This is a genomic window from Cupriavidus sp. MPR-AND1C, assembly GCF_058809705.1.
In genome coordinates this window covers 1-26,446 of sequence record NZ_JBXASU010000038.1, presented here as the reverse complement: position 1 = coordinate 26,446, position 26,446 = coordinate 1, and the positions used below count along the sequence as shown (strand labels likewise).

23 protein-coding genes are annotated in these 26,446 nt (G+C 66.5%); 15 read left to right on the top strand and 8 right to left on the bottom strand.

Annotated features, from left to right (window positions below; translation table 11 throughout):
* Positions 1–22: 22 nt before the first annotated feature.
* The 8 genes from AC1RWI_RS20460 to AC1RWI_RS20425 all read left to right on the top strand — a co-directional run bounded on the left by AC1RWI_RS20460 (position 23) and on the right by AC1RWI_RS20425 (position 8,684).
* Entirely contained in the window at positions 23–1,558 is a 1,536-nt protein-coding gene (locus AC1RWI_RS20460; RefSeq protein ID WP_492868338.1) for a mannitol dehydrogenase family protein, read from the top strand.
* A gap of 246 nt (positions 1,559–1,804) precedes the next feature.
* Entirely contained in the window at positions 1,805–2,308 is a 504-nt protein-coding gene (locus tag AC1RWI_RS20455) for a membrane protein (RefSeq protein WP_043356744.1), read from the top strand.
* A gap of 360 nt (positions 2,309–2,668) precedes the next feature.
* Complete coding sequence (locus AC1RWI_RS20450; protein ID WP_492868336.1) at positions 2,669–3,847, top strand: c-type cytochrome; 1,179 nt, start codon at positions 2,669–2,671, stop codon at positions 3,845–3,847.
* Positions 3,848–3,888: 41 nt separating this feature from the next.
* Positions 3,889–5,646, top strand: coding sequence for a cytochrome c oxidase subunit I (ctaD, locus tag AC1RWI_RS20445; RefSeq protein ID WP_492868334.1), 1,758 nt, complete (start codon positions 3,889–3,891; stop codon positions 5,644–5,646).
* Entirely contained in the window at positions 5,643–6,281 is a 639-nt protein-coding gene (locus AC1RWI_RS20440) for a cytochrome c oxidase subunit 3 family protein (RefSeq protein ID WP_492868332.1), read from the top strand. The genes ctaD and AC1RWI_RS20440 overlap by 4 nt, the downstream gene beginning before the upstream one ends.
* A 33-nt stretch (positions 6,282–6,314) precedes the next feature.
* Positions 6,315–6,998, top strand: coding sequence for a heme-copper oxidase subunit III family protein (locus tag AC1RWI_RS20435; protein WP_043356740.1), 684 nt, complete (start codon positions 6,315–6,317; stop codon positions 6,996–6,998).
* Between the two features lie 8 nt (positions 6,999–7,006).
* On the top strand, positions 7,007–7,408 hold the full coding sequence (locus AC1RWI_RS20430; RefSeq protein WP_082055217.1) for a cytochrome C oxidase subunit IV family protein: 402 nt from the start codon (positions 7,007–7,009) through the stop codon (positions 7,406–7,408).
* 70 nt (positions 7,409–7,478) lie between these two features.
* A complete protein-coding gene (locus AC1RWI_RS20425) occupies positions 7,479–8,684 on the top strand; it encodes a DUF2252 family protein (RefSeq protein ID WP_492868329.1) in 1,206 nt (401 codons plus the stop codon).
* An 87-nt stretch (positions 8,685–8,771) separates the two neighbouring features.
* On the opposite strand, the gene AC1RWI_RS20420 is transcribed toward AC1RWI_RS20425, so the two are convergent.
* The gene (locus AC1RWI_RS20420) at positions 8,772–10,199 is read right to left on the bottom strand and encodes an NAD-dependent succinate-semialdehyde dehydrogenase (protein ID WP_174424238.1); all 1,428 of its coding nucleotides are present in this window, start codon (positions 10,197–10,199) and stop codon (positions 8,772–8,774) included.
* Positions 10,200–10,420: 221 nt separating this feature from the next.
* Complete coding sequence (locus AC1RWI_RS20415) at positions 10,421–11,227, bottom strand: IclR family transcriptional regulator (RefSeq protein ID WP_492868327.1); 807 nt, start codon at positions 11,225–11,227, stop codon at positions 10,421–10,423.
* A gap of 177 nt (positions 11,228–11,404) precedes the next feature.
* On the opposite strand from AC1RWI_RS20415, the gene AC1RWI_RS20410 reads away from it, so the two are divergent.
* Genes AC1RWI_RS20410 through AC1RWI_RS20400 form a run of 3 tightly spaced genes read left to right on the top strand, consistent with a single transcriptional unit; the run spans position 11,405 to position 14,003 of the window.
* Positions 11,405–12,592, top strand: coding sequence for a CaiB/BaiF CoA transferase family protein (locus AC1RWI_RS20410; protein ID WP_043356733.1), 1,188 nt, complete (start codon positions 11,405–11,407; stop codon positions 12,590–12,592).
* A 26-nt stretch (positions 12,593–12,618) separates the two neighbouring features.
* Positions 12,619–13,251, top strand: coding sequence for a cysteine dioxygenase family protein (locus tag AC1RWI_RS20405; RefSeq protein ID WP_492868325.1), 633 nt, complete (start codon positions 12,619–12,621; stop codon positions 13,249–13,251).
* 2 nt (positions 13,252–13,253) lie between these two features.
* Entirely contained in the window at positions 13,254–14,003 is a 750-nt protein-coding gene (locus AC1RWI_RS20400; RefSeq protein WP_492868323.1) for an enoyl-CoA hydratase/isomerase family protein, read from the top strand.
* A 1-nt stretch (position 14,004) separates the two neighbouring features.
* Here AC1RWI_RS20400 and AC1RWI_RS20395 read toward each other — a convergent pair whose 3' ends face one another.
* From AC1RWI_RS20395 to AC1RWI_RS20380, 4 genes are all read right to left on the bottom strand, one after another.
* A complete protein-coding gene (locus AC1RWI_RS20395; RefSeq protein ID WP_492868321.1) occupies positions 14,005–14,670 on the bottom strand; it encodes a DUF1266 domain-containing protein in 666 nt (221 codons plus the stop codon).
* The gene (locus AC1RWI_RS20390; RefSeq protein WP_201777377.1) at positions 14,667–15,902 is read right to left on the bottom strand and encodes a hypothetical protein; all 1,236 of its coding nucleotides are present in this window, start codon (positions 15,900–15,902) and stop codon (positions 14,667–14,669) included. Before AC1RWI_RS20390 ends, AC1RWI_RS20395 begins: the two co-directional genes overlap by 4 nt.
* Positions 15,899–18,232: a coiled-coil domain-containing protein gene (locus AC1RWI_RS20385; RefSeq protein ID WP_492868319.1), complete on the bottom strand. Its 2,334-nt coding sequence runs from the start codon at positions 18,230–18,232 to the stop codon at positions 15,899–15,901. Before AC1RWI_RS20385 ends, AC1RWI_RS20390 begins: the two co-directional genes overlap by 4 nt.
* Positions 18,233–18,469: 237 nt before the next feature.
* The gene (locus AC1RWI_RS20380; protein WP_492868317.1) at positions 18,470–18,820 is read right to left on the bottom strand and encodes a hypothetical protein; all 351 of its coding nucleotides are present in this window, start codon (positions 18,818–18,820) and stop codon (positions 18,470–18,472) included.
* A 320-nt stretch (positions 18,821–19,140) separates the two neighbouring features.
* Between AC1RWI_RS20380 and AC1RWI_RS20375 the strand changes: the two genes are divergently transcribed.
* From AC1RWI_RS20375 to AC1RWI_RS20360, 4 genes are all read left to right on the top strand, one after another.
* Positions 19,141–20,661: an MATE family efflux transporter gene (locus tag AC1RWI_RS20375; RefSeq protein WP_492868315.1), complete on the top strand. Its 1,521-nt coding sequence runs from the start codon at positions 19,141–19,143 to the stop codon at positions 20,659–20,661.
* A gap of 443 nt (positions 20,662–21,104) precedes the next feature.
* Entirely contained in the window at positions 21,105–21,566 is a 462-nt protein-coding gene (locus tag AC1RWI_RS20370) for a tripartite tricarboxylate transporter TctB family protein (RefSeq protein ID WP_043356722.1), read from the top strand.
* Between the two features lie 12 nt (positions 21,567–21,578).
* Positions 21,579–23,081, top strand: a complete 1,503-nt coding sequence (locus tag AC1RWI_RS20365; protein ID WP_043356719.1) for a tripartite tricarboxylate transporter permease — start codon at positions 21,579–21,581, stop codon at positions 23,079–23,081.
* 205 nt (positions 23,082–23,286) lie between these two features.
* Entirely contained in the window at positions 23,287–23,583 is a 297-nt protein-coding gene (locus tag AC1RWI_RS20360) for a helix-turn-helix transcriptional regulator (RefSeq protein WP_043356716.1), read from the top strand.
* A 22-nt stretch (positions 23,584–23,605) separates the two neighbouring features.
* On the opposite strand, the gene AC1RWI_RS20355 is transcribed toward AC1RWI_RS20360, so the two are convergent.
* Positions 23,606–25,507, bottom strand: coding sequence for a sensor histidine kinase (locus AC1RWI_RS20355; protein WP_492868312.1), 1,902 nt, complete (start codon positions 25,505–25,507; stop codon positions 23,606–23,608).
* Positions 25,508–25,518: 11 nt separating this feature from the next.
* Positions 25,519–26,226, bottom strand: a complete 708-nt coding sequence (locus tag AC1RWI_RS20350; protein WP_492868310.1) for a response regulator — start codon at positions 26,224–26,226, stop codon at positions 25,519–25,521.
* Positions 26,227–26,446 lie beyond the last annotated feature (220 nt).

Below are 26,446 nucleotides of genomic sequence, written 5' to 3'. Positions count from 1 at the left end.
CAGGCAAACACAGGCACGCCCCATGACGACGCCAAGACTGCATCCCGACACGCTCGCGCAGCTTCCGCATGACGTACTGCGCCCGCGCTATGCGCGCGAACGCCTGCGTGGCGGCATCGTCCACCTGGGCATCGGCGCCTTTCACCGCGCGCACCAGGCGGCGGTGACGGAAGCCGCGCTGCACGCAGATGCCGCCGACGCGCACTCGCTGGACTGGGGCATCGTCGGCGTCTCGCTGCGCCGGCCAGACACGCGCGACGCGCTGGCGCCGCAGCAAGGCCTGTACACGCTTGCATTGCGCGGGGTGCGGGACGACGGCAGCCGCTTTGTGCAGTTGCAGGTGATTGGCGCGGTGATGGCGGTGCTGGTGGCCGCGGATGATCCCGATGCCGTGCTGGAGCGGATCGCGCATGAGGACGCGCGCATCGTCAGCCTGACGGTGACGGAGAAGGGTTACTGCCATGACCCTGCCACCGGCACATTGAACTTCAGCGACCCGGGCATCGCCCATGACCTGCTGCATGCCGGCGCCCCGGTCACCGCCATCGGCTATCTGGCGCGCGGCCTGCAACGACGCATGGCGCGCGGCCTGCCGCCGCTGACCTTGCTCAGTTGCGACAACATCGCCGCCAACGGCGACACGCTGCGCGGCTTGCTGCTGGCCTTCTGCGCGCGCGTGGACGGCGCGCTCCACGATTGGGTGGCCGAACGCTGCGCTTTTCCCAATGCCATGGTCGACCGCATCGTGCCCAAGACCACCGTGGACGATGCCGCGCGCATCAGCGCCGCGCTTGGCGTTGAGGACGCATGGCCCGTGGTGGGCGAGCCCTTCCTGCAGTGGGTGATGGAGGACCGCTTCGTGGCCGGCCGGCCACGCTGGGAGGCGGGCGGCGCGCAGTTCGTCGAACACGTGCATCCGTTCGAGACGCTCAAGCATCGCCTGGTCAACGGCAGCCATTCGACCATGGCCTACCTGGGCATGGTGGCCGGGTGGGCCACCACCGACCGCGCCATCGCCGTGCCGGCTGTGCGCGCGCTGGTGGCCGGCATGATGGAGCAGGAAATGCTGCCGACCTTACCCGCGCTGCCGGGGCTGGACACCGCGACCTATCGGCGCGACCTGCTGGCGCGCTTTGCTAATCCCGCGCTGCAGCATAAGACCAGCCAGATCGCCATGGACGGCTCGCAGAAGATCCCGCAGCGCCTGCTGGCGCCGATCCGCGAACGTTTGCGCGCCGGCGCCCCGTTTCCGCGCCTGGCGCTGGGCGTGGCCGGCTGGCTGCATTTCCTGCGCGGCCGGGACGAGCACGGCGCCGAGTACCGTATCGAAGACCCGCTGGCATCTTCGCTCCGTGCCTTGCTGGCCGAGGCCGAGGCCCGGCATGCACGGGAGGCGGATCGCATCGCGGCCATCGCGTCGTTCACGCCGGTGTTCGGGGATCTGGCTGCTTCGCGCGTGTTCGTCGAAACGCTGGCCACGCAGACGCGCATGCTGCGCGAGCGCGGCGTGCTGGCAACAATCGCGGCGGTCGCCGGCACGCAGGCCAGCGCCGCCTGAACGGATCGCCGCCCGCCAAGTACCGATCCTGTCACCCGCGCGTGGCACGTTGCGGCGCCAACGTGGCGCCGGCCCACCTCCAGCACTTATTTGCGCGTGTGCGGTCAAACGATCAGGCCGGCGTGTCCTATGCTGTGCAGATACGCGGGCCAGATCGGCAATCAGGTCGCAACTTGCGTATAGCAAGCGCAACCGCAGCGCAACCGCAGCAAAAGCGGCGGTGAAACAGCATATCCGGAGGTGGCTATGGAACTTCACATGCAATCGCACCACTACGTGCGCCGCATGCCAGACTGGACCGCGGCAGCGGTGTCGGGGCTGGCGGCCGGGGCGCTGCTGATGGTGATCGAGCTGTTCTGGTCGACGATGGTGGCGGGCATCAACCCGTGGGGCACGACGCGGATGATCGCGGCGATCCTGATGGGGCAGGACGTGCTCCAGACTTCGTTGTTCAGCGTGGGTACCGTGGCCGCGGCGCTGATGATCCACTTTGTGCTCGGCGCGGTGCTGGGCATGATCCTGGGGGCCATCATCGCGCCATTTCACCTGGATTCGAGCACGGGCCTGGCGTTGCTTACCGGCGCGGTATTCGGCATTGCCGTGTACCTGCTCAACTTCTACGGCATGACGCGCTTTTTCACCTGGTTCGCCGATGCGCGTGGCTGGCATACGCTGGTTGGCCACATGATCTTCGGCATGACCGCAGCCATTGCCTACTGGAAGCTTGAAAACAAGGATGTATCTCACTGAGCACGCAAACCGGAGGAAATGCCAGCCAATCCATCAGCAAATCCATCGGCGCGTGCCGCGGCGCATCCCTGTTTCCATTGCCCTGCGTCTACGTGCTGTTTAGCGATTTAGCGGTTTAGCGGTTTAGACCCGCGCATTGCCACTACACGGGCCGTGCGGGCTGGCGGCGGCGGATGAAAGCTTCGGCTTTCTCCGCCGCTTTTTGTTTTGCCGCTGGTGGCGCATGGCCGGGCCATCTTGTGTGGCATCGCACCCAAAGCGCTGTCAAGGCCGCCTTGCCGGTGGCGGACCAGATGCACTAGTCTTATCTCAGCTTGCGTGTAGTTCGCATCCTTCTGTGCGCAAGCGGGGAGGGTCGGTATGGCGATAGCCATTGCAATCGTGATCATCGTCGTTGCTTCGGTGCTCTTCCATTTCTTGAGCCCGTGGTGGGCGACGCCGCTTGCCTCCAACTGGAAGCAGATGGACGACACGCTGACCATCACGCTGGTCATCACCGGCATCTTCTTCGTCATCATCAACCTGTTCGTCGCCTACATCGTCTGGCGCTACCGCCATCGCGACGGCGCGCGCGCGGCCTATCAGCCGGAAAACCCCAGGCTGGAGCTGTGGCTGACAGCGGGCACCACGCTTGGGGTGATCGCGCTGCTGGCGCCGGGCCTGTTCGTCTATGCCGAGTACGTGCGCCCACCCGGCGACGCCATGGTCCTGGAGGTGGTGGGCCAGCAGTGGCAGTGGGGCTTTCGCTTTCCCGGCCGGGGCGGCCAGCTCGGCACCTCGGACCCGCGCTTTGTCACGCCCGCCAATCCGCTGGGCGTGAACCCGGACGACCCGCGCGGGCAGGACGACATCATCGTCGCCGGCCAGGAGGTCCATCTGCCGCTGAATCGCCCGGTCAAGGTGCTGCTGCGCTCCAAGGACGTGCTCCACGACTTCTACGTGCCGCCGTTTCGCGCTCGCATGAACATGGTGCCAGGCACCGTCACGTCGTTCTGGTTCACGCCGACCAAGGCGGGCACGTACGAGATCCTGTGCGCGCAACTGTGCGGGGTCGGCCACTACAACATGCGCGGCCATGTGGTGGTGGAGGACGAGGCGGCGTTCCAGGCATGGCTCGCGCGCCAGCCGACGTTCGCGCTGACCATGGCGAAGACGCCCGCTGCGGTGACAGGGGCAGCGCCTGCCGGCGCGCCGGCGGCCGATACGCTCGTCGGGCAGGGCCGCGCGCTGGCGCAGAGCAAGGGCTGCGTGGGTTGCCACAGCATCGATGGCACCGTTGGCGTGGGGCCAAGCTGGAAGGGCTTGTATGGCAGTACCGGGACCTTTGCCGACGGCAGCAGCGCGAAGGTCGACGACGCTTACCTGAAGACGGAGATCACCGATCCGCAGGCGCGCCTGGTCAAGGGCTTCGGCCCGCTCATGCCAAAGATGGCCCTGAGCGACGAAGAGGTGAGCGCGCTGATTGCCTACATCCGCGCCAACGGCGCGCCCGGCGCGGCAACGCAGGCGGGCGCCGCGTCCGGCGCCGCGGCCAGGTAGATCGCAGGCAGGTTGCAAAGAAGGCTACAGGAGGGAGTGCTATGGCATACGCCGACGAGGCCGCCCACGACGGACCGCAGAGCTTCTTTACCCGCTATATCTGGAGCCAGGATCACAAGGTGATCGCGGTGCAGTACACGCTGGTTGCCATCTTCGTGGGGCTGGTGGGCGTGGTGCTTTCCAACCTGATGCGCCTGCAGCTGGGTTTTCCCGGGCACTTCACGTTCATCAATGCCAACCGCTACTACCAGTTCGTGACCATGCACGGGATGATCATGGTGATCTACCTGCTCACGGCGCTCTTTCTCGGCGGCTTCGGCAATTTCCTGATCCCGCTGATGGTGGGGGCGCGCGACATGGTGTTCCCGTACCTCAACATGTTGAGCTTCTGGGTCTACTTCCTCTCGGTGCTGGTGCTGCTGTCGAGCTTCTTCGTGCCGGGCGGGCCCACCGGCGCCGGCTGGACGCTGTATCCGCCGCAGGCCATCCTGCCGGGCACGCCCGGCTATGAGTGGGGCATCATCCTGATGCTGGTGTCGCTGGTGATCTTCATCGTGGCCGCCACCATGGGCGGGCTCAACTACGTCACCACCGTGCTGCAGGCCCGCACCGAGGGCATGACGCTGATGCGCATGCCGCTGTCCGTGTGGGGCATCTTCATGGCCACCATCCTGGCGTTGCTGGCCTTTCCGGCGCTGTTCGTGTCGGGCGTGATGATGCTGCTCGACCGCACGCTGGGCACGAGCTTCTTCATGCCTGCGATCGTTTCGCTGGGCCAGCAGTTGAACTACAAGGGCGGCAGCCCGCTGCTGTTCCAGCACCTGTTCTGGTTCTTCGGCCATCCGGAGGTGTACATCGTCGCGTTGCCGGCGTTCGGCATCGTCTCCGACCTGGTCAGCGTGCATTCGCGCAAGAGCATCTTCGGCTATCGCACCATGGTGTGGGCCATCCTGGCCATCGGCGTGCTGTCGGTGGTGGTGTGGGCGCACCATATGTTCGTGAGCGGGATGAACCCGTACTTCGGCTTCTTCTTTGCCACCACCACGCTGATCATCGCCATTCCCACCGCCATCAAGGTCTATAACTGGGTCATCACGCTATGGCGGGGCGACATTCATTTCTCGGTGCCGATGCTGTTTGCCATCGCCTTTATCAGCACCTTCGTGATCGGCGGGCTGACCGGGCTGTTCCTGGGCAATGTCAGCGTGGACATTCCGCTGTCGAACACGTATTTCGTGGTCGCGCACTTCCATATGGTGATGGGCGTTTCGCCGATCCTGGTGGTGTTTGGCGGGATCTATCACTGGTACCCCAAGGTCACCGGCCGCATGCTCAACGACAAGCTGGGGCACATCCATTTCTGGGTGACGTTCGTCGGCACCTATGCCATCTTCTTCCCGATGCACTACCTGGGCATCCTTGGCATGCCGCGGCGCTACTACGCCTACGACAACTACGCCTTCATTCCCGAGTCGGCCCACACCATGAACGCCTATATCTCCGTGGCGGCGTTTATCGTGGCGGCGGCGCAGTTGCTGTTCATCTTCAACCTGGCCTGGAGCGTCAGGCACGGCAGGCCGGCGGGGTCCAATCCCTGGCGCGCGGCCTCGCTGGAGTGGCAGACGCCGGACACGCCGCCCGTGCACGGCAACTGGGGCGCGCAGCAGCCGGTGGTGCATCGCTGGGCCTATGCCTATAGCGTGCCGGGTGCGAGCGAGGATTTCATTGCGCAGAACGCGCCGCCCGAGGCCGGGGGCGCCGAGCCCGAGCCGCACACCAGCCATGGAGCCGTGGCATGAACGCGAACCTGGTCTATCGCACCGGTGCCGACGGCGAGCGGCGCCCGGGCCCCGGCCCCGGCGATGTGGGCAGGCAGCGCGCGGGGCCCGCGCCGGCCAGCATCGGGCTGTGGGTGTTCATGGGCGTGGTCAGTTCGCTGTTTGGTTTGTTTATCGCCGCGTACGCCATGCGCATGGATTCGCCGGACTGGCACGCCGTGGCGTTGCCGTGGCAGGTCTGGCTGTCCACGGCCTTGCTGGCGGCGGGTAGCGGGGTGATGCTGGTGGCCGCGCGCGCGGCCCGCGCCGGACGCGTCTCGGTGGCGCACCGCGCGCTGTGCCTCGGCGGGCTGGCCGCGGCGGCGTTCGTGGCTTCGCAGTTGTGGGCATGGCAGGCCCTGCTCGCCATCCACGTGGTGCCTGCCAACAACCCGTCCGGGAGCTTCTTCTACCTGCTGACCGCGATGCATGGCCTGCATGTGCTGGGCGGCCTGGTTGGCTGGATGATGGCCATGCGCGCCGGGCCGGGCAGCGCGCTGCGCATTCGCCTGTGCGCGCGCTACTGGCATTTCCTGCTGGCAGTGTGGCTGGTGCTGCTGGCCGCGCTCGGCTGGCTGACGCCGGAGTTCGTTCGCTTTATCTGCGGCCGCGGCTAGGCGGCCCGGCCGATTCTCGAAGGAGACGCGCCCATGTCTTCGCTACCCACTTCATCCGCACCGGCGGTGACCGGCTTGCGCGGGCTGGTGGCCGACTGGTCCTCGGACCAGCGGGCCTTCAAGGTGTCGTGGGGCAAGGCGATGATGTGGATCTTCCTGCTGTCCGATACCTTCATCTTCAGCTGTTTCCTGACCGGGTACATGACGGTCAGGATCGCCAGCACGGCGCCCTGGCCGAACCCCAGCATCGTGTTCGGGCTCAAGGTGGGCGGCACCGAGGTGCCGCTGCTGCTGATCGCCATCATGACCTTCGTGCTGATCAGCAGCAGCGGGACGATGGCGATGGCCGTCAACTTTGCCTACCGGCGCGATCGCGTGAAATGCGCGTTGCTCATGTTTGCCACGGCGCTGTTCGGCGTGGCCTTCGTCAGCATGCAGGCTTTTGAGTGGACCAAGCTGATAGTGACCGAGGGCGTGCGCCCGTGGGGCAACCCGATGGGTGCGCCGCAGTTCGGCTCGGCTTTCTTCATGATCACCGGCTTCCATGGCCTGCATGTGAGCTGCGGCGTGATCTACCTGCTGATCGTCGCCACCAAGGTGCTGCGGGGCCGCTACGAGCGCACGGGCAACTACCAGATCGTGGAGATTGCCGGGCTCTACTGGCACTTCGTGGACCTGGTGTGGGTCTTTATCTTCGCGCTGTTCTATCTTTGGTGAGGCCCCTCATGGCTGCGTCGTCCCCATCTCCCGAATTGCCCGCGCAGGCCCCCGCCGTTACCGGCTCGCACGGCGATTCGCCGCACGGGCAACCGCTTGGCCAGCAACATGGGCAGCAGCATCCCATCGGCCTATACCTGAAGATCTGGGCACTGTTGTTCGTGCTGTCCACGCTGTCGTACCTGGTGGACTACTTCCATTTCGAGGGCTATCTGCGCTGGACCCTGATCCTGCTTTTCATGGTGATGAAGGCCGGATTGATCGTGGCCGTGTTCATGCACATGGCCTGGGAGCGGCTGGCGCTGATCTGCGCCATCCTGCTGCCGCCGCTGTGCCTGCTGGTGCTGGTGGGCCTGATGGCGGCCGAGGCGGACTACACGTTCCTCTTGCGCGGCGTCTTCTTCCGCTGAGCGCGCGGTGCATGTTCCGTGCGCGCCATCCGGGTACACTTGCCCGGTTGCCCGCCACTATGACGAAACCATGCACCCAGCTACGGAAGCCATCCTGATCTATAACCATGGCCGCGATCCCGAGCGGCTGACCCGCAAGCTCGCCGCCATCGCCGCCGATCCGTTCGCCTTCCTGCGTGGCACCAACCACCTCTACGCGGCCTCGGTGGGCACCGAGGCCGCCCTGGTGGAAGCCCCCACCACCTATGTTTGCGGCGATCTCCATCTGGAGAACCTGGGCAGCTTCAAGGGCGACAACGGCCTGGTTTATTTTGATCTGAACGACTTCGACGACGCGATGGCCGCGCCGCTGACGGTGGACCTTGTGCGCCTGCTGTCCAGCCTGATGATCGCGGCGCCGCAGCTCGGCCTGTCGGACGCCGACGCGCGCGCGGGCGCCGAGCGCATGCTTGAGACCTACGCGGCGGTGCTGGCCAGCGGCAAGCCGCGCTGGGTGGAGCGCGCCACCGCCACCGGGCTGGTGGCGACGCTGCTGCGCCGCGTCAAACGCCGCCGCCGCGGCGAGCTCCTGGCGGCGCGCACCGTGCGGCGCGGCGGGAAACGGCGCCTGCTGATCGACAACAGCCATGCGCTGGCTCCGCTCAAAGGCGAGCGCAAGCGCGCTGGGGCCATCCTGCGCGAGTTCGCGCGGCAGGCCCATCACGGCCAGTTCGCGGCCGACGACGCCGCGCGGCGGGTGGCGGGCGTGGGCAGCCTGGGGCTGGAGCGCTATGTGGTGCTCGCGCATGCGCCCGGCACGCCCACCGCCCAGCGGCTGATCGACATCAAGCGCGCCGCGCCCAGCGCGTGGCAGGGCTTGCCGTATGGCGCGCAACCCGCATGGGGCAGCGACGCAGCGCGCGTGGTGCATATCCAGCATGCCATGCAGGCGGCTTCGCCTGCGCTGCTCTCGGCGGTTGCGATGGGTGCCGGGTCAGCAGCGCCGTCCTACATCGTCAAGAGCCTGCAGCCCACGGCCGACCGCGTGAACCTTGGGCCTCACACCGATCGCGCCAGCCTGAGCGAAGTGCTTCTCACGATGGCGCGCTCGGCGGCCTGGGCGCACCTGCGCGGCTGCGGCCATGAAGCCGCCGATCGGATCGAGGCGTTGCAGGAATTCGCCGCCGGTTCGCGCTGGCGCGCGCCGGTGCTGCGGCTGGCGCGGCATGGCTGCGAGATGGCGCAGGCGCAGTGGAAGGATTTTGCCGAGGACTACCACAAGGCCCGGGGGAAATAAGCCTGGTTTGAGGCCTGGTTTGCGCGCTCGCCAGCCGTCGCCAACCATCTTTTCCTGGCTGGCCGGTTGCCCGGCCAGCACGGTACGTCAGACCTGCGTGATGAACTTGGTCACCAGGTAGCCATCGAAGGTTTCCTGGCCGCCTTCGCTGCCGATGCCGGAATCCTTGATGCCCCCAAACGGCGTCTCGGCCAGCGCCATGCCGAAGTGGTTGATGTTGACCATGCCGGCTTCCAGGCCGTTGGACACCAACGTCGCGGTCTTCAGCGAGTTGGTGAAGACGTACGAGGCCAGGCCGAACGGCAGGCTGTTGGCGCGGCGCAGCACTTCTTCCACATCCTTGAAGCGCGTCACCGGCGCCACCGGGCCGAAGGGCTCGTCGACCATCAGCTTGGCGTCGTCGGGCAGGTCTGTGACCACGGTCGGGGCGAAGAAGAAGCCCTTGTCGCCGATGCGCTTGCCGCCCGCCACCACCTTGCCGCCGCGGTGATTGGCGTCGTCCAGGAACTGCTCCATCGAGGCGATGCGGCGCTCGTGCGCAAGCGGCCCCATCTGCGTGCCGTCGTCCAGGCCGTCGCCAACCTTGATCGAGCCGATCACCTCGGTAAAGCGCGCCAGGAACTTGTCGTAGGCTTTTTCCTGCACGTAGAAGCGCGTGGGCGACACGCACACCTGGCCGGCGTTGCGCAGCTTGAAGCGCGCCAGCATTTCCGCTGCCGGCTCGATGTCGGCGTCGTCAAACACCAGCACCGGCGAGTGCCCGCCCAGCTCCATGGTCACGCGCTTCATGTGGGCGCCGGCCAGCGCGGCCAGCTGCTTGCCCACCGGCACCGAACCGGTGAAGGAGATCTTGCGCACGATCGGCGACTCGATCAGGTAGGTGGAGATTTCGCCCGGCACGCCCCAGACGATGTTCAGCACGCCCGGGGGCAGGCCTGCATCGTGGAACAGCTGGGCCAGCGCGACCACCGCGCTGGGCGAGTCTTCCGGTCCCTTGAGGATCAGCGTGCAGCCGGCGCCGATGGCCGAGACCATCTTGCGGATCGCCTGGTTGAAGGGGAAGTTCCACGGCGTAAAGGCAGCGCACACGCCGATCGGCTCGCGCACCACGATCTGGCGCACGTTGGGCTGGCGCGGCGGGATCACGCGGCCGTAGATGCGCCGGCATTCCTCGGCGTGCCATTCGGCATGCTCGGCGCAGATCATGACTTCGCCGATGGCTTCGGCCAGCGGCTTGCCCTGGTCCAGCGTGATGTTGCGGCCGATGTCCTTGGCGCGCTCGCGGGTCAGTTCCGCCACGCGGCGCAGGATCTTGGAGCGCTCCAGCGGCGAGGTCTTCTTCCAGCTTTCAAAGGCGCGCTGCGCGGCGGCCAGGGCGCGGTCCAGATCGCCGCGGTTGGCATGCGGCAGCTTGCCCAGCAGTTCCTGGGTGGCGGGGTTGATGACGTCTTGCTCGCGTCGGTCCCCTCCCTTGACGAATTCCCCGTCGATGTAGAGGGCGAGATCCTGGTACATGCCTTTCTCCTGAAGAAGGTTGCGTGCGACAAGCGCAGCCGGTGCCGCCGCGGTGGGGGATGCCGCGCCTGGGCGCGGCGGCCAAACCGCAAGCTTAACCCGTCGGCCGGTTTTGTGCACCGGCAGGCGCCGGCGTTGCCGAGGGGGGCGGGGCCAGGTGCGGCAAAGGCCACCATTCGCGCCCTCTCGCGGGTTCGGGAAGCATGGCTGATGCCCCGGGCTCAGCCGCGCCGCATCGCCACCATGCTGCGGGTGGCCAGCGCCAGGGCATTGTGCCGGTTGCCGCCGCCCAGGTCATCGGAGATCTCCGTGGCCGCGTTCAGCACCAGCGCGGCAAAGCCCTTGATCTTGTGCGGCTTGAACCGCTCAGCCGGCCCCGACAGCCCGATGGCGGCGATGACGTGCCCGTTGCCGTCGCAGATCGGCGCGGCCACGCCGTAGACGGTCTCGCGCCACTCGCCGCGGTTGACCGCATAGCCCTCTTTGCGCACCTTGGCCATCTCCCGCAGGAAACGCTCGGGCTCGACGATGCTGTTGGGGGTGGACGGCGCCAGCGTGGCGAACATGCGCTGCAACGCGGTGTCCGGCTGGAAGGCCAGCATCGCCTTGCCGGTGGCCACGCAGTGCGCCAGCGCCCGCCCGCCGATCTGGGTATAGGCGCGCACGGGGTTGGGGCTGTCGATCTTGTGCACGTAGACCACCTCGGCGCGGTCCAGCACGGACAGGTGCACGCTCTCGCCGCTGGCGTGCATCAGCTTGTCCATCCACGCCTGGGCATGGCGGCGCAGGTCCAGCCGCGAGAGCACCGCCGAGCCCAGCTCCCAGAGCTTGATCGACGCGCTGTAGCCGGTGCCGGTGCCGGAGGCGTCGCGGATCACATAGTTGAGCTCGGTCAGCGCTTGCAGCAGCCGATGCACATTGCTCTTGGCCAGGCCCAGGTGGGTGGCGATCTCGGTGAGGCCCAGCGGCCGGTCGCTGTGCGCCAGCAACTCGATCACGCCGAGGCCCTTGATCAAGGTGTTGTTCATCGATGCTTATGCTCCATGCGGGCATCCTATGCGGATGGCGCGCGCTGTTCTCAAATGTGGAACGATAGTATCGTATTTTGCAACTCCCTATAATCGTCGCAACGCGGCCGGCAGCCTGCCGATGAGGACGGCTGATGCACTGCGCCGCCTCTCTCTCCTTCCCTGTGGATGCTTCCCATGCGTGATCTCGACCAACAGGACCTGCCGCTGCAAGGCGTGCGGGTTGTGGAATTCTGTACCGTTGCCGCCGGGCCTTTTTGCGGCATGTTGCTGGCCGATATGGGCGCCGAGGTGATCAAGGTGGAAGCGCCCGAGGGCGACACCTTGCGGCAGTGGCCACCGCTGTCCGATGGCTTCTCCGAGAATTTCGCTTCGCTCAACCGCAACAAGGAGTCGGTGGCGCTCAACCTGAAGGATGCCGCCGACGTGGCGCTGGCGCGTGCGCTGATCCTGGATGCCGACGTGGTGATCGAGAACAACCGCCCCGGGGTGATGGACCGGCTCGGGCTGGGTTACGCCAGCTTTCGCGAGCAAAAGCCGGGGCTGGTGTATTGCTCTGTGTCCGCCTACGGCCAGAGCGGCCCGCGCGCGGGCGAGGGCGGGTTCGACCTGACCATCCAGGCTGCCGCCGGCGTGATGAGCGTGACCGGCGAGCCCGATGGCGCGCCGGTGAAGTGCGGCGTGCCGCTGGCCGACTTTGCTTCGGGCCTGTACGGCGCCTTTGCCATTGCCAGCGCGCTCACGCGTGTGCGGGCCGGCGGCGCGGGCGCGCATATCGATGTGCCGATGTACGGCTGCACGCTCGGCATCGCCGCACTGCAGACCAGCGAGTACTTCGGCACCGGCCGGAGCCCGGCCAAGCTGGGCTCCGCGCATCCGCGCAATGCGCCCTACCAGGCATTCCAGGCCGCCGATGGCTACTTTGCCATCGCCGCGGGCAACCAGAAGCTCTGGCTCGAAGTGGTGCGCGTGGTGGCACTGCCCGCGCTGGCGCAGGACGCGCGCTTTGCCACCACGCGCGACCGCGCGGCCAACCAGGCCGCACTGAAGATCCTGCTCGAAGAGCGCTTTGCCACCGCTGGCGTGGCGCACTGGATTGCCGCCTTCAATGCCGCTGGCGTGCCGCATGCGCGTATCAACGACTATGCCGCCGCGCTGGACGATCCGCAGGTGGCGCATATGGATTGGGTGCGCCCGCTGACGCTGCCTGGCGGCCACCAGACCCGCACCTTCGCCTCGCCGCTGCGTTTCGATGGGCTGGGCTTGCCGATCCGCCGCGACCCGCCGGCGCTGGGCGAGCACAACGCCGCCGTGCGCGCCCGCTACCAGGCGGGCAGGGCAGCCACGGAACAAGACCCTACGTAAAGTCAAAGGCAGATGGAGGAATCATCATGAGCGACAACACTGGCAACACCGGCAACATCGATCGGCTGCGCGCGTTCGTTGCCACCATCAGCCGCGTGGTCACGCAGGCGGAACGTGAGGGCAGCAGCGAGCCGGACATCCTCGCGCAAGCCAGCGCCGCGCTGAGCGAACTGGTGGCGCACGACGACTGGCTGCCTGAGGCCATGGCGCGCCCGCATCCTGTCTACTACCAGCAGCATTTGCTCTATGGTGATCCGCTCGATCGTTTTTCGCTGGTCAGCTTCGTCTGGGGGCCGGGCCAGCAAACGCCCGTGCACGACCACACGGTGTGGGGCCTGATCGGCATGCTGCGCGGCGCCGAGGTGGACCAGCACTACCGCGTGGAAGGCGGCCGGCTGGTGGAAGACGGCGATGGCGTGGTGCTGAGCGCCGGCCAGGTGGCCGCGGTCTCGCCCACGCTGGGCGATGTGCACCGCGTGCGCAATGCGCATGACGACCGGGTGTCGATCAGCGTGCATCTCTATGGCGGCAACATCGGCCGCATACAGCGCCACGTGTATGACGCTGCCAGCGGCGCCACCAAGCCGTTTGTATCCGGCTACTCCAATGCGCTGGTGCCCAACCTGTGGGCGCCGGTGGCACCACCGGCGCAGGGGTGAACGTGGAACAAGCCGGTCTGCTGATTGACAAGCAAGGTGACGTCACCCGATTGACGCTGAACCGGCCAGAGCGCGGCAATGCGCTGTCGGCCAGGCTGGTGGAGGCGCTCGCGGCGGCGGTGCTGGCGTGCTACCACGATGGCACCCGCCTGCTCGCCATTGACGGCGCCGGCACGCATTTCTGCACGGGGTTCGACCTGGGTGAGCTCGATAGCGAGAGCGACGATTCGCTGCTGGCGCGTTTCGTGCGCGTCGAGCTGCTGCTGCAAAGCGTGCAGGGCGCGCCCTTCACCACCGTAGCGCTGGTCCAGGGCCGCGCCATGGGCGCGGGCGCCGACCTGATGGTGGCCTGCGAGCAGCATTGGATCGCACCGGGCAGCACGCTGGCTTTCCCCGGCGCGGCCTTCGGCCTGGTGCTGGGCAGCGCCCGGCTGGCGCAGCTGGTGGGTGTGGCGACGGCGCGGGACTGGATCGCGAGCGGACGGGCGGTCCGGGCCGAGGAAGCGGCGGCTTGCGACATGGCCGGCGATCTGGTGGCGCCGCAGGCGCGCGCCGGCGCGCTTGCCACGTTGGCGCAGCGTGCACGCCGGCTGGATGCGCCAACCCATGCCGCTATCCAGGCCGCCACGCAGGGCGGCCATGCCATGGCCGAAGCGGCACGCGCGGCGCAGCTGGCCGAGCTGGTGCGTTCCGCCGCCCGGCCGGGACTCAAGGCGCGCATCGCCGCCTACCGGGCGGCGTCCGGGCGCTGACTCAGCGCGGCTCGGGGCTGAACGCCGGCAGGTCCGGCCATGCGAGCGCCGCCCAGGCGCCCTTGGGCGGCGCCAGCAGCTGGCGCAAGCTGGCTGCATCGAAGGACTTGCCCAGAGGGTCGGCGCGGAATGCGGCAAGCCATTGCTGGCGCCCGGCGATAAAGGCGTGGCCGAAATCTTCCCAGCTGGCAAAGCAGTCCTGCGCGCGCTGCGCGTTGAGCAGGAGCACGCGCCACGCGGCCATCGGCTCCACCCAGCCCATCAACATGACGTTGCGCGCAAAAAAGGCCATCCGGACGCAGGCAAAAGCCAGCGCGGCGCGCGGATCGTCGGTCGGCAGCAGCGCATGCAGGTCGGCGCGAAACCACCGTGATTCGAACACATGGGCGAGGTGCTGGCGCACTTCGTCATCCGTGGCATTGGCGCGGAACTCCATCTGATGCAGCAACTGCACGCGGAACAACGCGCGCGCGGCGTCGGTCATGTGGTCCGAGGCGGGGTTGAAAAAGCCCGTCATGCTGCTGGCATCGACCATGGGCTGCGCCAACGTCAATGCCCATTGCTTGCGCCGGGTGAACACAGCCGGACGCTTGGGGCGCAGGAAGCGGTAGACCCGCCATAGCACAAAGGCCCCGAGGAGCAGGTAGAAGACATTGATCCCATTCATCCGGTCTGGCGCTCCGCTATGCCTCGCGAGGGCGAAGCCTGGATCTGCGCCGCGTGCGACGGCGAGATGTCCGGCCATGGCACCCCTTCCGTGGCGACTACCGCCTCGGCGTCACCCGGGGCCGGCATTTGCCGAGTGGCATACCGGACCGATGCCGCCATTGGCGAGCGCTCCGCCAGCAAGCCAGGCTGGCGCGCGGCGACCAGCCACTCCACCATTGGCGTCGGCGCGCTGAGCCTGGCAAAGAGTTGTGGGTAGCGGGCGACCAATCGGGTCTGCGTCGTGGCGTCGGCCACGTCTTCAATGCGAGTCCAGCCGGCTGGCGTGCGTACCACGCCGATGGCGATGCAATCGTCCGGGGTTTCCTCGCCGGTACCCAGGGCGTTCAGGCAGGCCAGCACATCTTCCACGTAGCGCGCGATGGGCGGCTTGTTCTGCTTGCCCTTGACCTGGTCGACGGTGAGCGCGCCATTGGCCAGCACGTGCACGCTGATGGTGATATGCGGTTGCCCGCTGGCATCGCGCAAACTCAGCAGGCGCAGGCGCCGCTGCGCCACCGCTTCGGCATAGCGCTCGCCGTAGCCGCCGGACAGCGCGCGCCGGTCGGAAAACTGCCCCAGGCAATGCCGCATGACATAGCTTTCAAAGGCCATTTCCGCGCGCAGCAGCGCGCTGTCCGGCAGCAACTCCACGAACACGCCATGCGACGTCGGCAGCATGGTGCGCAGCGCTTCGGGCTGGCTATGGCGCCAGCCGCGCTCGATGCGCGTGGCCATTTCAGCATGTTCGTTATCCCACAGCGCCAGCGCTTGCGGGCAGGTGATGCGGTCGAGCTTGCCGTCAAGCGCGGTGCCCTTGCGCGAGGTCAGGAACTCGACGAGCCGCACTTCCAGCGCCAGCAGGCGCGGCTCGACAGGATCCACCCAGACGACCGGGGCCGGTGGCGCCGCGGCTTCACCGACGCTCGCCTTGGCCGGCGCGCCAAGGCGAGCCGCAACCCACTCCGGCATCGCCTCGGATCTCAGGGCCTGGCGCGCACCGTCGAGCGAATCGATCTTGACGGCAGGCTCGAAGTTGGCGACGAGATGCCGATAGAAGTGGTTGAGCAGCCAGGCGCGCACCGCCGCATCGTCGCCGCGCGCCTGGCTGCGCGCGGCGATGCCGGACTTCAGGGCGCCGGCATTGAGGGCGTTGCGCGGCGCGTAGCCCGTCGTCCGCCTGGCGGTACTCATTTCCAGACTTGCCACCAGCTCTTGCTCTTGCCGGCGGGGTTGGCTTGCGCGCGGTAGAGCGCCACTTTCTCCTCCATCGCCTTGACATCGGCTAGCTCGTATTCGTTGCTGCGTGGATTGATTGCGATGGCACGCTCGAAGAGCGCAGTGGCCTCGGCGTGGCGCTGCAGCCCGCTGAGCGTGTCGGCCGCCAGGCTGACCAGCCAGGATTCCGGGCAGTCATCGACCTGACGTGCAATGCGGCTCCACAGGGCCGTGGCTTCTTCCGGGCAGTGATGCGCCAGGTTGAAGGCCATTTGCAGGCGCACGCCCAAGTCCCTGCTCGACAGGTTGCTACCGTTGCTACCGTCCCGGCCTTCTTCCCGCTCCCATTTCACCAGGCGCTCCAGCCAGATGGGAATCTCGCGGTCGCGATCGAGCTTGTACAGGGCCTGCGACACCTCGCTCAGGTATTCGTTGGGGTCATGCCGGCTGTAGCCAAACTCGGCGGCGTAGTGCCAGAGCTGCTCGGCGGCGCCGATGATCCCCTCGGCATCCTGCATCGCGATCCGCACGCTCAGCAGGCCTGCGTAGTGTTCGGCAAACGGGCTGGCGGCGATGCCGCGCCTGTGCAGCTCGACGGCATCCTCGTAGCGCCGCTCGTCGTACCGGTAGATGATGGCCAGGTTGTTGCACAGCATGGAGTAGAGGTGCGCGCAGGCATCGTACGGATGGCCGGCGCCGCTCTCGAAATAGCGCTCCAGGCATGCTTGCCCTTGTTCGTAGGCGGCAATCTGCAGCTTGATGAAATCGCTGTAGGTTTCGTTGCGCGACTCGGCGGGGACGCGGTCAAGGTGTTCCTCGAGCAAATCGCCAAGCGCGACGCCGAAGTTGTACGCCCACAGCCCGCTTGGCAGCGAGCAGGCCGGCAGCTTCAGCGTCTGGATCACCCCCAGCGATTGCACCCGTGCCTCGAACAGGGCATAGGCCGTGCGGTTGTCCTGCATGCCGCCTTCCTGCGCCGCCGCATACAGTCGCGCCGCTTGCGTAGTGGCATCGATGCGGCCCGCCGCGCCGTCGTTGACTGCCGCCAGTCTGGCGATCCATGGATGGCCCGGCGAACGCTGCTCGGCCAGTGCGCGTGCCGCGTCGAACACCGCCTGCAAGGCCTGCGCATCCACTTGCTCACCCACGGCGCCAAAGAGCGCTTCGTGGGTCGGGGAGAGGGTCCGCGGATCCTGCTCTCCCTCTTGCGCTTTTGACAGGAAGGCCGCCAGCGTCTCTGCCGTGTTGCAGGCCCGCATGGCGCACAATGGCCACCAGGCCGAGTCGTCGGCCGCATCGGCCAGCCGCGCGTGAACCAGCTGCGCGGCGCCGTCCCACATCTCGTCCTCGACCTGATAGATGTGCAGGAACGCCCGGCGGCCGGCCTCGTCAACGCGCCGGGCTTCCATCAGCCACGGCAGCTCGTATTCGATGAAGTCATCGCTGCCGTTCGACGACAGGCTATGGCGCGCGGCGGAGCAGGCGTCCAGCGCGCCGGGCAAATCGCCTTGCGCGTGCAAGGCGCGCGCCGCGAGCCGGGACAGCCGGACTTCCAGCTCACGGCGCTGCGGCAAGGACCATTGCGCTGTCAGGGCCCTCGCGGCCTGCTGGAAGTCGGCAAGGCGCTCGGGCGCGATGCCGATCAGGGCGCTGCCCAGGCGCAGCCAGTCGTTCTCGTCGATGTCCTGTTCCGCGCCGGCCGTCTGCAGCGCCAGGGTGGCAGCGCCAGCCGCTGCGCGGGCCTCGTCGTTGCGGTCATGGCGCGACAGCGCCCAGGCGCGCCGCCGCTGATGGTCGGCGAGGTCCCATGCACGGAACGGCGCGCGTCCCGCGATGGCCCCGTTCAAGGCATGGCGCAGGTCAATCGTCTCCAGCGCAATGTCCAGCTTGCGCAGCTCCAGGCTATCGAACACGCGAAGCTGCCGATATCGGTCCGCATTCAGCTCCGCCGTCCCCGCCACGATGGCGCGCATCTCAGCGAGGGCACGCTGGATGCGCTCTTCCTCGTTGACGTGGTTGGCTATCTGGAGCCGATAGAGCGCCAGGTGCATGCGCAGCTCGGCCTGCGCTTCGCGCGGCGTGGCTTCCAGCGTGCCGGCGCCGTCTGCGTCGACCACCGCCAGCGCAGCCTGCGGATCCCCCGCGCGCATCCATAGCGTATGCAGCCGGTCGATGGACTCAAGGGAATCGGCCCGCAGCGGCCTGGCGCGCAATCTGGCCAGCAAATCGGCGGCTTCGCTTGCGTTGCCTTCCTCGAGATCGGCTTCGAGGCGATCCAGTAACTGTTCCAGCTGAGCACCTGTCAATGCGTTGCCATTGCTATCCACGGTTCTTCCCATAATGTGATCTAATTTGCACCTACCGCGCGATTCTACCCGCAGATGCAACAGACCCGGAAATGGCGTCCGATGGTTCACCCAACGGCGCCGCGGTTCAAGCGATCATCACGATAAAACGCCCCGCCTCCTTGAGGGAGGCGGGGCGTTTTTCGTGGTTGCCCGTAAGGGGTAAGGGGTAGGCGGCAAGAACGCGGTCGTACGCGCTTAGTTCTTCTGCGCGTCGACGGGCGCGGCCGACATGCCCTGCTTCATGGTGTCGTTGTTGGCCTTCTTCTCGGCGCTCTTTTGCTGCTTGGCGGACTTCACATCCTGCTTGTACTCCGTCTTGGCGGCCTTTTTCTTGGCCTTGTATTCGTCCGAGGCCTGCTTGTTGGCATCGCGGCGCTGGACGAGCGGATCCTTAGGTGGCTCGATCTGTGTCATGCCAGCCGGCACCGCGGCATTGCCGCTATCGGCAGGAACGGCGGGCGTCTGGGCAAAGGCAGCCGCACATAGCAGGCCGGCAGCCATGGCGGTGGCAGCTTGCAAAAAGCGAATCGGCGTGTTCTTCGTCATATTGGACCTCACGGTTCATGGATGGAAACGGCGCTTGGACGCCATGGCGGGGGATACCCCCATGGCCGCTCTGCGAGACACCAAGGGCCACTTGTGCATTGCGTTTCGCCAATGTTTGACTGCTCGCGCGCAGAGGCCGTGCCCTGATCCAAACAACTCCTTACAATTGGCTTTCTGTCTGACAGACAACTACCGACAAGGGTTGTCAGCAAGGTGTGACATAGTGGCGAACGTGGGTGCCGTACATGGCATTGCCCCGTGTTTCCCGGCGATCCCAGGCGCAACAAGAACACGATAAGAACACGAGACCTCCCTCGAACATGCCAACAAAATCCAAAGCCCAGCTGACCACGGGCCCGATCGGCCGCACGCTGCTGCTGTTTTCGCTGCCGGTACTGGGCAGCAATATCCTGCAGTCACTCAACGCCTCGATCAATTCCGTGTGGGTGGGGCATTTCCTCGGCGAGGCGGCGCTGACGGCCACCTCAAATGCCAACATCATCCTGTTCTTCCTGCTTGGCGTGGTGTTCGGCATCAGCATGGCCAACACCATCATGATCGGGCAGGCCGTGGGCGCGCGCGACCTGGTCGAGGCGCGCCGCGTGGTCGGCACCAGCACCACATTCTTCATCCTGCTGTCGGTGCTGGCGGCGGCGCTGGGCTACGCCTTCACGCCCGACATCCTTGCCGCGATGGGCACGCCGGCCGATGCCAGGGCGCTTGCCATCAGCTACCTGCGCATCATTTTCCTGGCGCTGCCCTTCATGTATTTCTACAACTTCGTGATGATGACGCTGCGCGGCGCGGGAGACTCACGCACGCCGTTCTATTTCATGCTGTTGTCGGTGGGGCTGGACGTGGTGCTCAATCCGCTGCTGATCTTTGGCATCGGCCCGTTCCCGGAGCTCGGCATCGCGGGCTCGGCGCTGTCCACGCTGATCGCGCAGTTGGCGAGCCTGGCCGCGATGCTGATCGTACTCTACCGCCGCCACCACTTCCTGGCGCTGCGGCGCCACCAACTCGCCTACCTGAGGCCCGATACCGCGATCCTGCGCGCGCTGGTGGCCAAGGGCTTGCCGATGGGGCTGCAGATGGTGGTGATCTCGTCGTCGGCGATCGTGATGATGTCGCTGGTCAATCGCTACGGCTCGCAGACCACCGCCGCCTATGGCGTGGCCTCGCAGTTGTGGACGTACGTGCAGATGCCCGCGCTGGCGGTTGGCGCCAGCGTGTCGTCGATGGTGGCGCAGAACGTGGGCGCCGGGCTGTGGGATCGCGTGACGCGCATCACACGCGTAGGGCTGCTGTTCAACCTGCTGATGACCGGTGCGCTGGTTGCCCTGATCTACCTGTTCAACCGTCACTCGCTAGGCTTGTTCCTGCCCGATGACGGCACGGCCATCGGTATTGCGCAGCATATCAATGCCATCGTGCTGTGGTCCTTCATCCTGTTCGGCTTCACCATCGTGCTGTTCGGCACCGTGCGCGCCACCGGCGCGGTGATGGCCCCGCTGGTGATCCTGTTCCTGTCGATGTGGGTGGTGCGCCTGCCATTTGCCTGGGTGCTCGAGCGCACCGTCGGCGCCGATGCGATCTGGTGGAGCTTTCCGCTGGGCTCGGTGGTCTCGGTCACGCTGGCCGTGGCGTATTACCGCTTTGGCAACTGGCGCGCGGCCCATATCCTGCCGGTCGCGCCCGGGCCGGCCCCGGAGCCGGAGTTCGCGCCCCAGGCACCCGATACCAGCATGGGCACAGCGTGCGAGGAAGCCCTGAGCACGGCCGGCGCCGCCGGCGAGCAGGCGCTGGCGGGCAAGTCACCGGCGCCAGCAGAAGCCCACTGAACAGGCCAAAACCGCGCGCCATGACGACGGCTGTCTCTCCCTTGCCCCCTCAGGGTGAGGGGGGGGCGCGACAGCGCATATCCGGCGTGCCGGAAAGGTGATGTAAGCGGCCTTCGCGTCTGCCGGCACGTGTCCGCACCAGGCTGATCCTCGTGTTTTCCTTACGTTTTCCTTTCGGCTCCCTTCAATTTCCCTTCGGCTTCCTTTCATTCGTCTTTCGGTATTACATCACAGCGTGATGTATGTATTTTGGCGGGATTTACCGGCGCATCGGTGAATACCCCTAAACCAAGACAAATGAAAGCAAGCTGAAAGATCGCCTCTCTAATGTTCGTTCCATCCTGCAGGGACACTGTTTTCTTCCTGCCGAACGGACCACCTCCGCATGCAAAGAGCCTGCGAGCGGAGGGGCACTGCTTTCACGTACTTTGAGGAGAATCGTTTTGCGCATACGCAGCCAAAAGGACTTTGCCTCCGGCCTGATGTTCATTCTGGTCGGATTGTGCTTTTCCTGGGTCGCCCGCGGCTATTCCATGGGAACAGCCGCCAAGATGGGCCCCGGATACTTTCCGTTTCTACTCGGCCTGGTACTCGCCGTGCTCGGTGCATTCGTGCTGATCGGCGCGGTATCGAAAAAGGGTGAAGCCGACCAGCTCGCCCGCTGGGACTTGAAGACCCTGTTGTGGATTCTGGGTTCGGTGGTGCTGTTCGGCCTGCTGCTCAAGCCGCTCGGCATGGTGTTGTCGGTGTTCGTGCTGGTGCTGGTGTCGTCGATGGCCAGCCATGAGTTCAGCTGGAAGGGCGCGGTCTTGAACGCGATCGTCCTGGTGCTGATCAGCATGGGCGCCTTCGTGTACGGCATCAACCTGCAGATGCCGGTGTGGCCTGCTTTCATTACTGGTTAAGGAGTCGGCCATATGGAATTGATTGACCATCTTGCCTTGGGCTTTTCCACGGCGCTTTCGTTGCAGAACCTGGCATACGCCTTCCTGGGCTGTGTGCTGGGTACGCTGATCGGCGTGCTGCCGGGCCTGGGGCCTCTGGCCACCATCGCCATGCTGCTGCCGGTGACTTACACGCTGCCCCCGGTGGCCGCGCTGATCATGCTGGCCGGTATTTACTACGGCGCACAGTACGGTGGCTCCACCACCGCCATCCTGGTCAACCTGCCGGGTGAATCGTCATCGGTGGTGACCACCATCGACGGCTACCAGATGGCACGGCGGGGACGAGCGGGCGTGGCACTGGCCACCGCCGGCCTGGGTTCCTTCTTTGCCGGCTGCGTCGCTACCCTGATCCTGGCCGCGTTTGCTACGCCGCTGTCGGAACTGGCGTTCAAGTTCGGTCCTGCCGAGTACTTCTCGCTGATGTGCCTGGGCCTGATCGGCGCCGTGGTGCTGGCATCGGGCTCGCTGCCCAAGGCCGTGGCGATGATCGTGCTGGGCCTGCTGCTGGGCCTGATCGGTACCGACGTGAACTCGGGCGCCGCACGCTTCTCCTTCGATATCCCCGAGCTGACCGATGGCATCGACTTCGTCGCGCTGGCCATGGGTATGTTCGGCTTCGCGGAAATCATCGCGAACCTGGAGCAGAAGGAAGCCCGCGAGACCTTCACCGACAGCGTCACCAACCTCTGGCCGACCAGGGAAGACTTCCGTCGCATGATCCCGGCAGTGCTTCGCGGCACGTTCCTGGGCTCCGCGCTGGGCATCCTGCCGGGCGGCGGTGCGGCGCTGGCTTCGTTTGCAGCCTACTCGCTGGAAAAGAAGACCTCCAAGTACGCACATGAGTTTGGCAAGGGCGCCATCGAAGGCGTGGCGGGTCCGGAATCGGCCAACAACGCCGCGGCGCAGACCTCTTTCATCCCGCTGCTGACGCTGGGCATTCCGCCCAACGCCGTGATGGCGCTGATGGTGGGCGCGATGACCATCCACAACATCCAGCCGGGCCCGCAGGTCATGACCAGCAACCCCGCGCTGTTCTGGGGCCTGATCGCCTCGATGTGGATCGGCAACCTGATGCTCATCATCCTGAACCTGCCGATGATTGGCGTGTGGGTGAAGCTGCTGACCGTGCCTTACCGCTACCTGTACCCGGCCATTCTGGTGTTCTGCGGTATCGGCGTGTACTCGGTCAACAACCAGACCTTCGACGTGTTCATGGCGGCTGGCTTCGGCATCATCGGCTACCTGTTCCTGAAGCTCAAGTGCGAGCCGGCGCCGTTGCTGCTGGGCTTCGTGCTGGGGCCGATGATGGAAGAGAACTTCCGCCGCTCCCTGCTGCTGTCGCGTGGCGAGTTCACGGTGTTCGTGACCCGTCCGCTGTCGCTGGGCCTGCTGATCGCAGCGGCTTCGCTGGTTGCCATCGTTGCCCTGCCTTCCATCAAGGCAAAGCGCGAAGAGGCGTTCCAGGAAGAGTAGTCGTCAAGCCCCATCCGCGCCGGCCTTGTGCTGGCGCGCGCAATGCAAGAAATGGGGTGCCTCGTGCACCCCTTTTTTTTTAATTGGCGCGCCTGGTGCCGACCGGGCCGCTTGCTGGTAGCACGCCCGGGTGCGCTCGCAGCGCCAGGGCTGCCTATGTAGATCTGCTCTATCGCACCGCTGGCTGGTGTGTCACAGGAGCCGCATGAGAGCGCCAACGCTAGACGGCTTCGTTTCGAAGCTGTATATCCTCAAGCTTGTCCAGTCGAGCCCGTCCACGGTCATGACGCTGGTCGACCGCCTGCGCGAGCATGGGGTGGAGAAGAACATCCGTTCGCTCAGGCCCATCCTGCGCAGCTTGATGATCGCGCGCGCGATCACGGCGGAGCTGGTGGAAGGCAGCGGCCGCGTCTATTGCATCACCGATAGCGGACGCGAAGAACTGCACAAATACCTGTCGCACCTCGACGTCCTGCAAAGCGACATCGAGCAGACGCGCTAGGACTGCCGTAACTGGCCATCGCTCAGGCAGCCTCGCCCTCGGCCCACCGCGCCGGGTAGAGCAGCAGGCTGACGGTTGTACCCCGATCCGAAGACGCAATCGACAATTCGCCGCCAATGGCGGCCGCGCGGCTGCGCATATTGGCCAGGCCGTGGCCCTGCGCGCCGGACTGCGCATCGAAGCCGCGCCCGTCGTCGCGGATCTCGATCAGGATGGCCTCGGCGCCCGCGACGCTGCGCGCCACCACTTGCACCGTGGCGCCGCCGGCATGCTGCATGACGTTGGAGAAGGCTTCCAGCAGCAGGTACTGTAGCTCGCGCACGATCTGCGGCGTCAGGCCGGCCACGGGCGGCAGCCGCTCCACTTGCCAGTCCACCCGCAACCTGGCCGCTTCCAGCCGCGCCCGCAGCCGGTAGCGCAGGTTGCCCAGCACCACGGCGAGGTCGCCGCCGGTGTCTTGCATGGCATCGACCGAGAGCTTCAAGGCATCCAGCGCTTGCTGCAGATGTTGCTGCAGCACCATGGGCGAGCCATGGCCCGAGCGCAGCAGGCTGAGTGCTCCGACCAGCGTGCTGCCCAGGCCATCGTGCATGTCGCGCATGATGCGCCCGCGCTCTCGCAAGGCGGCCTGCTCGCGCTCGATCTCGCGTGAGTGCGCATAGAGCAGATGCAACTCTTCTTCTTTTTGCGCAACCTTGCGGTCCAGGTTGCGGTTGAGCTCAGCCAGCGTGCTGGTGGTGCGCGTATAGCGGTCCACCAGCAACCAGGCCATGCTGAGGCTGAACAGCTGCGAGACGTACTTGGTCAGCGAGGTGTCCCAGTAATAATCATTGCTGAACTGGATGCGGATCACGTCGGCGGTGCTCAGCGCGCTGGCCAGCGCTACCGTGGCAGCCAGCACCAGGCGCTCGCGGCTGGGGCGCCGCAGCGCCGCCCACGCCAGCGCTGTGGCGATGCCGCACGCCAGCAGCATGTTGATGGCCCAGTCGAACAGCTTGAGGCTGGGGGTGTTGAACAGGAATGTCATCACCACGATCAGCGGCAGCTTGATCCACAGGAACGCGGTGACCAGCCATGCCGGCCACGGCGAGCGAACATCGATGATGATCAGCGCGAACCGGGCGGTGGCCACGATAAACAGGGTCCGGCTGGCCAGCACCAGCACCAGCCACGCGTGCAGCGGCAACGGGGCGCTGTCCAGCAGGCGCTCGACCACGCTGACCGACCATGCGATCTCGGCCAGCGCATAGAGGCCGAACAACGGATCGCGCTGGCGCCACCAGATCAGCAGCGAGATCGCAGTCAGCAACAGGCTCAGCGCGGTGATCACCAACGGCCCGATCACGCGGAACCAAAGCGCGCCCAGGTAGTGCGAATGCACCAGCTGGCCCGGCCCGAACTCGACGCGCGACAGGCCGGCTTTGGCATTGGCGCGTGCAGCGATCGTGATCGTCAGCGCGTTCTCCGGCTGCAGCATGGCCTCGGGCACGGGGATGTACAAGGGGCGCTGGCCGCCATAGAGGGCAGGCGCATCCATGGCGCCGGAGGCGGCCAGCAGCTTGCCGTTGAGACGCATCTCGAAGCTGTTGGCCGCGCGCGCCAGGTACAGCGCGGGGATGTCCTGCCCGCCGCCGTGGTAGGGAAAATCCAGGCGGTAGGTCGCCGTGCCGTCGCGGCCGGGGTAGATGCGGTCCCAGTCGTGGGGCAGTGCGATCTCGGCCGGCTGCGGCGCCTGGCCTTGCCCGGCGCCGTCGGGGCGGACGACGGCCAGCGCTTGCTGCAGCACCTGCACCTGGTTTGCCGGGTCCGGCGCGGATGGCCCCGACGAATCCTGGCGCTCTGCGCCGCAGGCGGTGACCCCACAGCCGATGGCGAGCCACAAGGCACTCAGGCACACCAGCCGCAGGATGGGCAGCAGGGCCATCGGCTTTGGCCTCACAAGGTCTTCAACAGGCCAAGCTTGTGGGCTTCGAATACGGCCTCGGTGCGGGAGTTGACCGCTAGCTTGCCGTAGATGTTCTTGATGTGCGCCTGCACGGTGTGCACGCTGATCGCCAGGTGCCCGGCGGTTTCCGCATAGGTGTACCCGCGCGAGATCAGGTCGAGCACCTCGGTCTCGCGGGCGGATAGCGTCACGTCCATGCCAGTGGCGCCCGGCGCGTCCGGCGCCGGGATGCCAGACACGCTGGCACTGCGTAGCCGCGTGATGACCTTGCGCGCAATCACCGGGCTCATCGGCGAGCCACCGGCGCGCAGCGCCAGCACGGAGGCGCGCAGGTTATCGTCCGATTCGTCCTTGAGCAGGTAGCCGGTGGCGCCCGCGGCGATGCTGGCCAGCACATTGGCCTCGTCGCCGAACATGGTGATCACCATGCAGTCGCAACGCGGGTACAGCCGGCGCGCATGGCGGATGACATCGATGCCGGAGCCGTCCGGCAGCCCGAGGTCGCACAGCAGCACGTCGGGCTCGTGCGCGCCCAGCCACTCGCAGGCGCTGGCGCGCTGCGCGCAGGCCGCCATCACCTGGATGCCCGGCAAGCTGGCCAGCGCGCTTTGCAGGCGCGCGCTGGTGGCGGGGTCATCCTCGACCAGCAGGACACGGATATCGGCTTCCGGGGCCGCAGACAGGTTCTGTGAGCGCATGGTTTGGCCTGAGCTAGTCTCGACTATGGCGCGCATTGGCGGGGGACGGTACTCCATATTCATGGGATGGCGTCCGGCGGCTAATCGTAGCGCCGGCACCGGATACGGTCAAACCGGCAGCGGGGCAAGCGCGCGGACGAAATGCGGCGAGGGAGGTGCCGGTGCTCTTGGCATCGCCGCCGCCACCTCGGTTCGGCCGTGGTTAACCCCAGGGGGCGGG

Excerpts from the sequence above, each read along its gene's own strand:
- AC1RWI_RS20460 (WP_492868338.1), top strand. The coding sequence starts at position 23 with ATGACGACGCCAAGACTGCATCCCGACACGCTCGCGCAGCTTCCGCAT.
- AC1RWI_RS20455 (WP_043356744.1), top strand. The coding sequence starts at position 1,805 with ATGGAACTTCACATGCAATCGCACCACTACGTGCGCCGCATGCCAGAC.
- AC1RWI_RS20450 (WP_492868336.1), top strand. The coding sequence starts at position 2,669 with ATGGCGATAGCCATTGCAATCGTGATCATCGTCGTTGCTTCGGTGCTC.
- ctaD (WP_492868334.1), top strand. The coding sequence starts at position 3,889 with ATGGCATACGCCGACGAGGCCGCCCACGACGGACCGCAGAGCTTCTTT.
- AC1RWI_RS20440 (WP_492868332.1), top strand. The coding sequence starts at position 5,643 with ATGAACGCGAACCTGGTCTATCGCACCGGTGCCGACGGCGAGCGGCGC.
- AC1RWI_RS20435 (WP_043356740.1), top strand. The coding sequence starts at position 6,315 with ATGTCTTCGCTACCCACTTCATCCGCACCGGCGGTGACCGGCTTGCGC.
- AC1RWI_RS20430 (WP_082055217.1), top strand. The coding sequence starts at position 7,007 with ATGGCTGCGTCGTCCCCATCTCCCGAATTGCCCGCGCAGGCCCCCGCC.
- AC1RWI_RS20425 (WP_492868329.1), top strand. The coding sequence starts at position 7,479 with ATGCACCCAGCTACGGAAGCCATCCTGATCTATAACCATGGCCGCGAT.
- AC1RWI_RS20420 (WP_174424238.1), bottom strand. The coding sequence starts at position 10,199 with ATGTACCAGGATCTCGCCCTCTACATCGACGGGGAATTCGTCAAGGGA.
- AC1RWI_RS20415 (WP_492868327.1), bottom strand. The coding sequence starts at position 11,227 with ATGAACAACACCTTGATCAAGGGCCTCGGCGTGATCGAGTTGCTGGCG.
- AC1RWI_RS20410 (WP_043356733.1), top strand. The coding sequence starts at position 11,405 with ATGCGTGATCTCGACCAACAGGACCTGCCGCTGCAAGGCGTGCGGGTT.
- AC1RWI_RS20405 (WP_492868325.1), top strand. The coding sequence starts at position 12,619 with ATGAGCGACAACACTGGCAACACCGGCAACATCGATCGGCTGCGCGCG.
- AC1RWI_RS20395 (WP_492868321.1), bottom strand. The coding sequence starts at position 14,670 with ATGAATGGGATCAATGTCTTCTACCTGCTCCTCGGGGCCTTTGTGCTA.
- AC1RWI_RS20390 (WP_201777377.1), bottom strand. The coding sequence starts at position 15,902 with ATGAGTACCGCCAGGCGGACGACGGGCTACGCGCCGCGCAACGCCCTC.
- AC1RWI_RS20380 (WP_492868317.1), bottom strand. The coding sequence starts at position 18,820 with ATGACGAAGAACACGCCGATTCGCTTTTTGCAAGCTGCCACCGCCATG.
- AC1RWI_RS20375 (WP_492868315.1), top strand. The coding sequence starts at position 19,141 with ATGCCAACAAAATCCAAAGCCCAGCTGACCACGGGCCCGATCGGCCGC.
- AC1RWI_RS20365 (WP_043356719.1), top strand. The coding sequence starts at position 21,579 with ATGGAATTGATTGACCATCTTGCCTTGGGCTTTTCCACGGCGCTTTCG.
- AC1RWI_RS20360 (WP_043356716.1), top strand. The coding sequence starts at position 23,287 with ATGAGAGCGCCAACGCTAGACGGCTTCGTTTCGAAGCTGTATATCCTC.
- AC1RWI_RS20355 (WP_492868312.1), bottom strand. The coding sequence starts at position 25,507 with ATGGCCCTGCTGCCCATCCTGCGGCTGGTGTGCCTGAGTGCCTTGTGG.
- AC1RWI_RS20350 (WP_492868310.1), bottom strand. The coding sequence starts at position 26,226 with ATGCGCTCACAGAACCTGTCTGCGGCCCCGGAAGCCGATATCCGTGTC.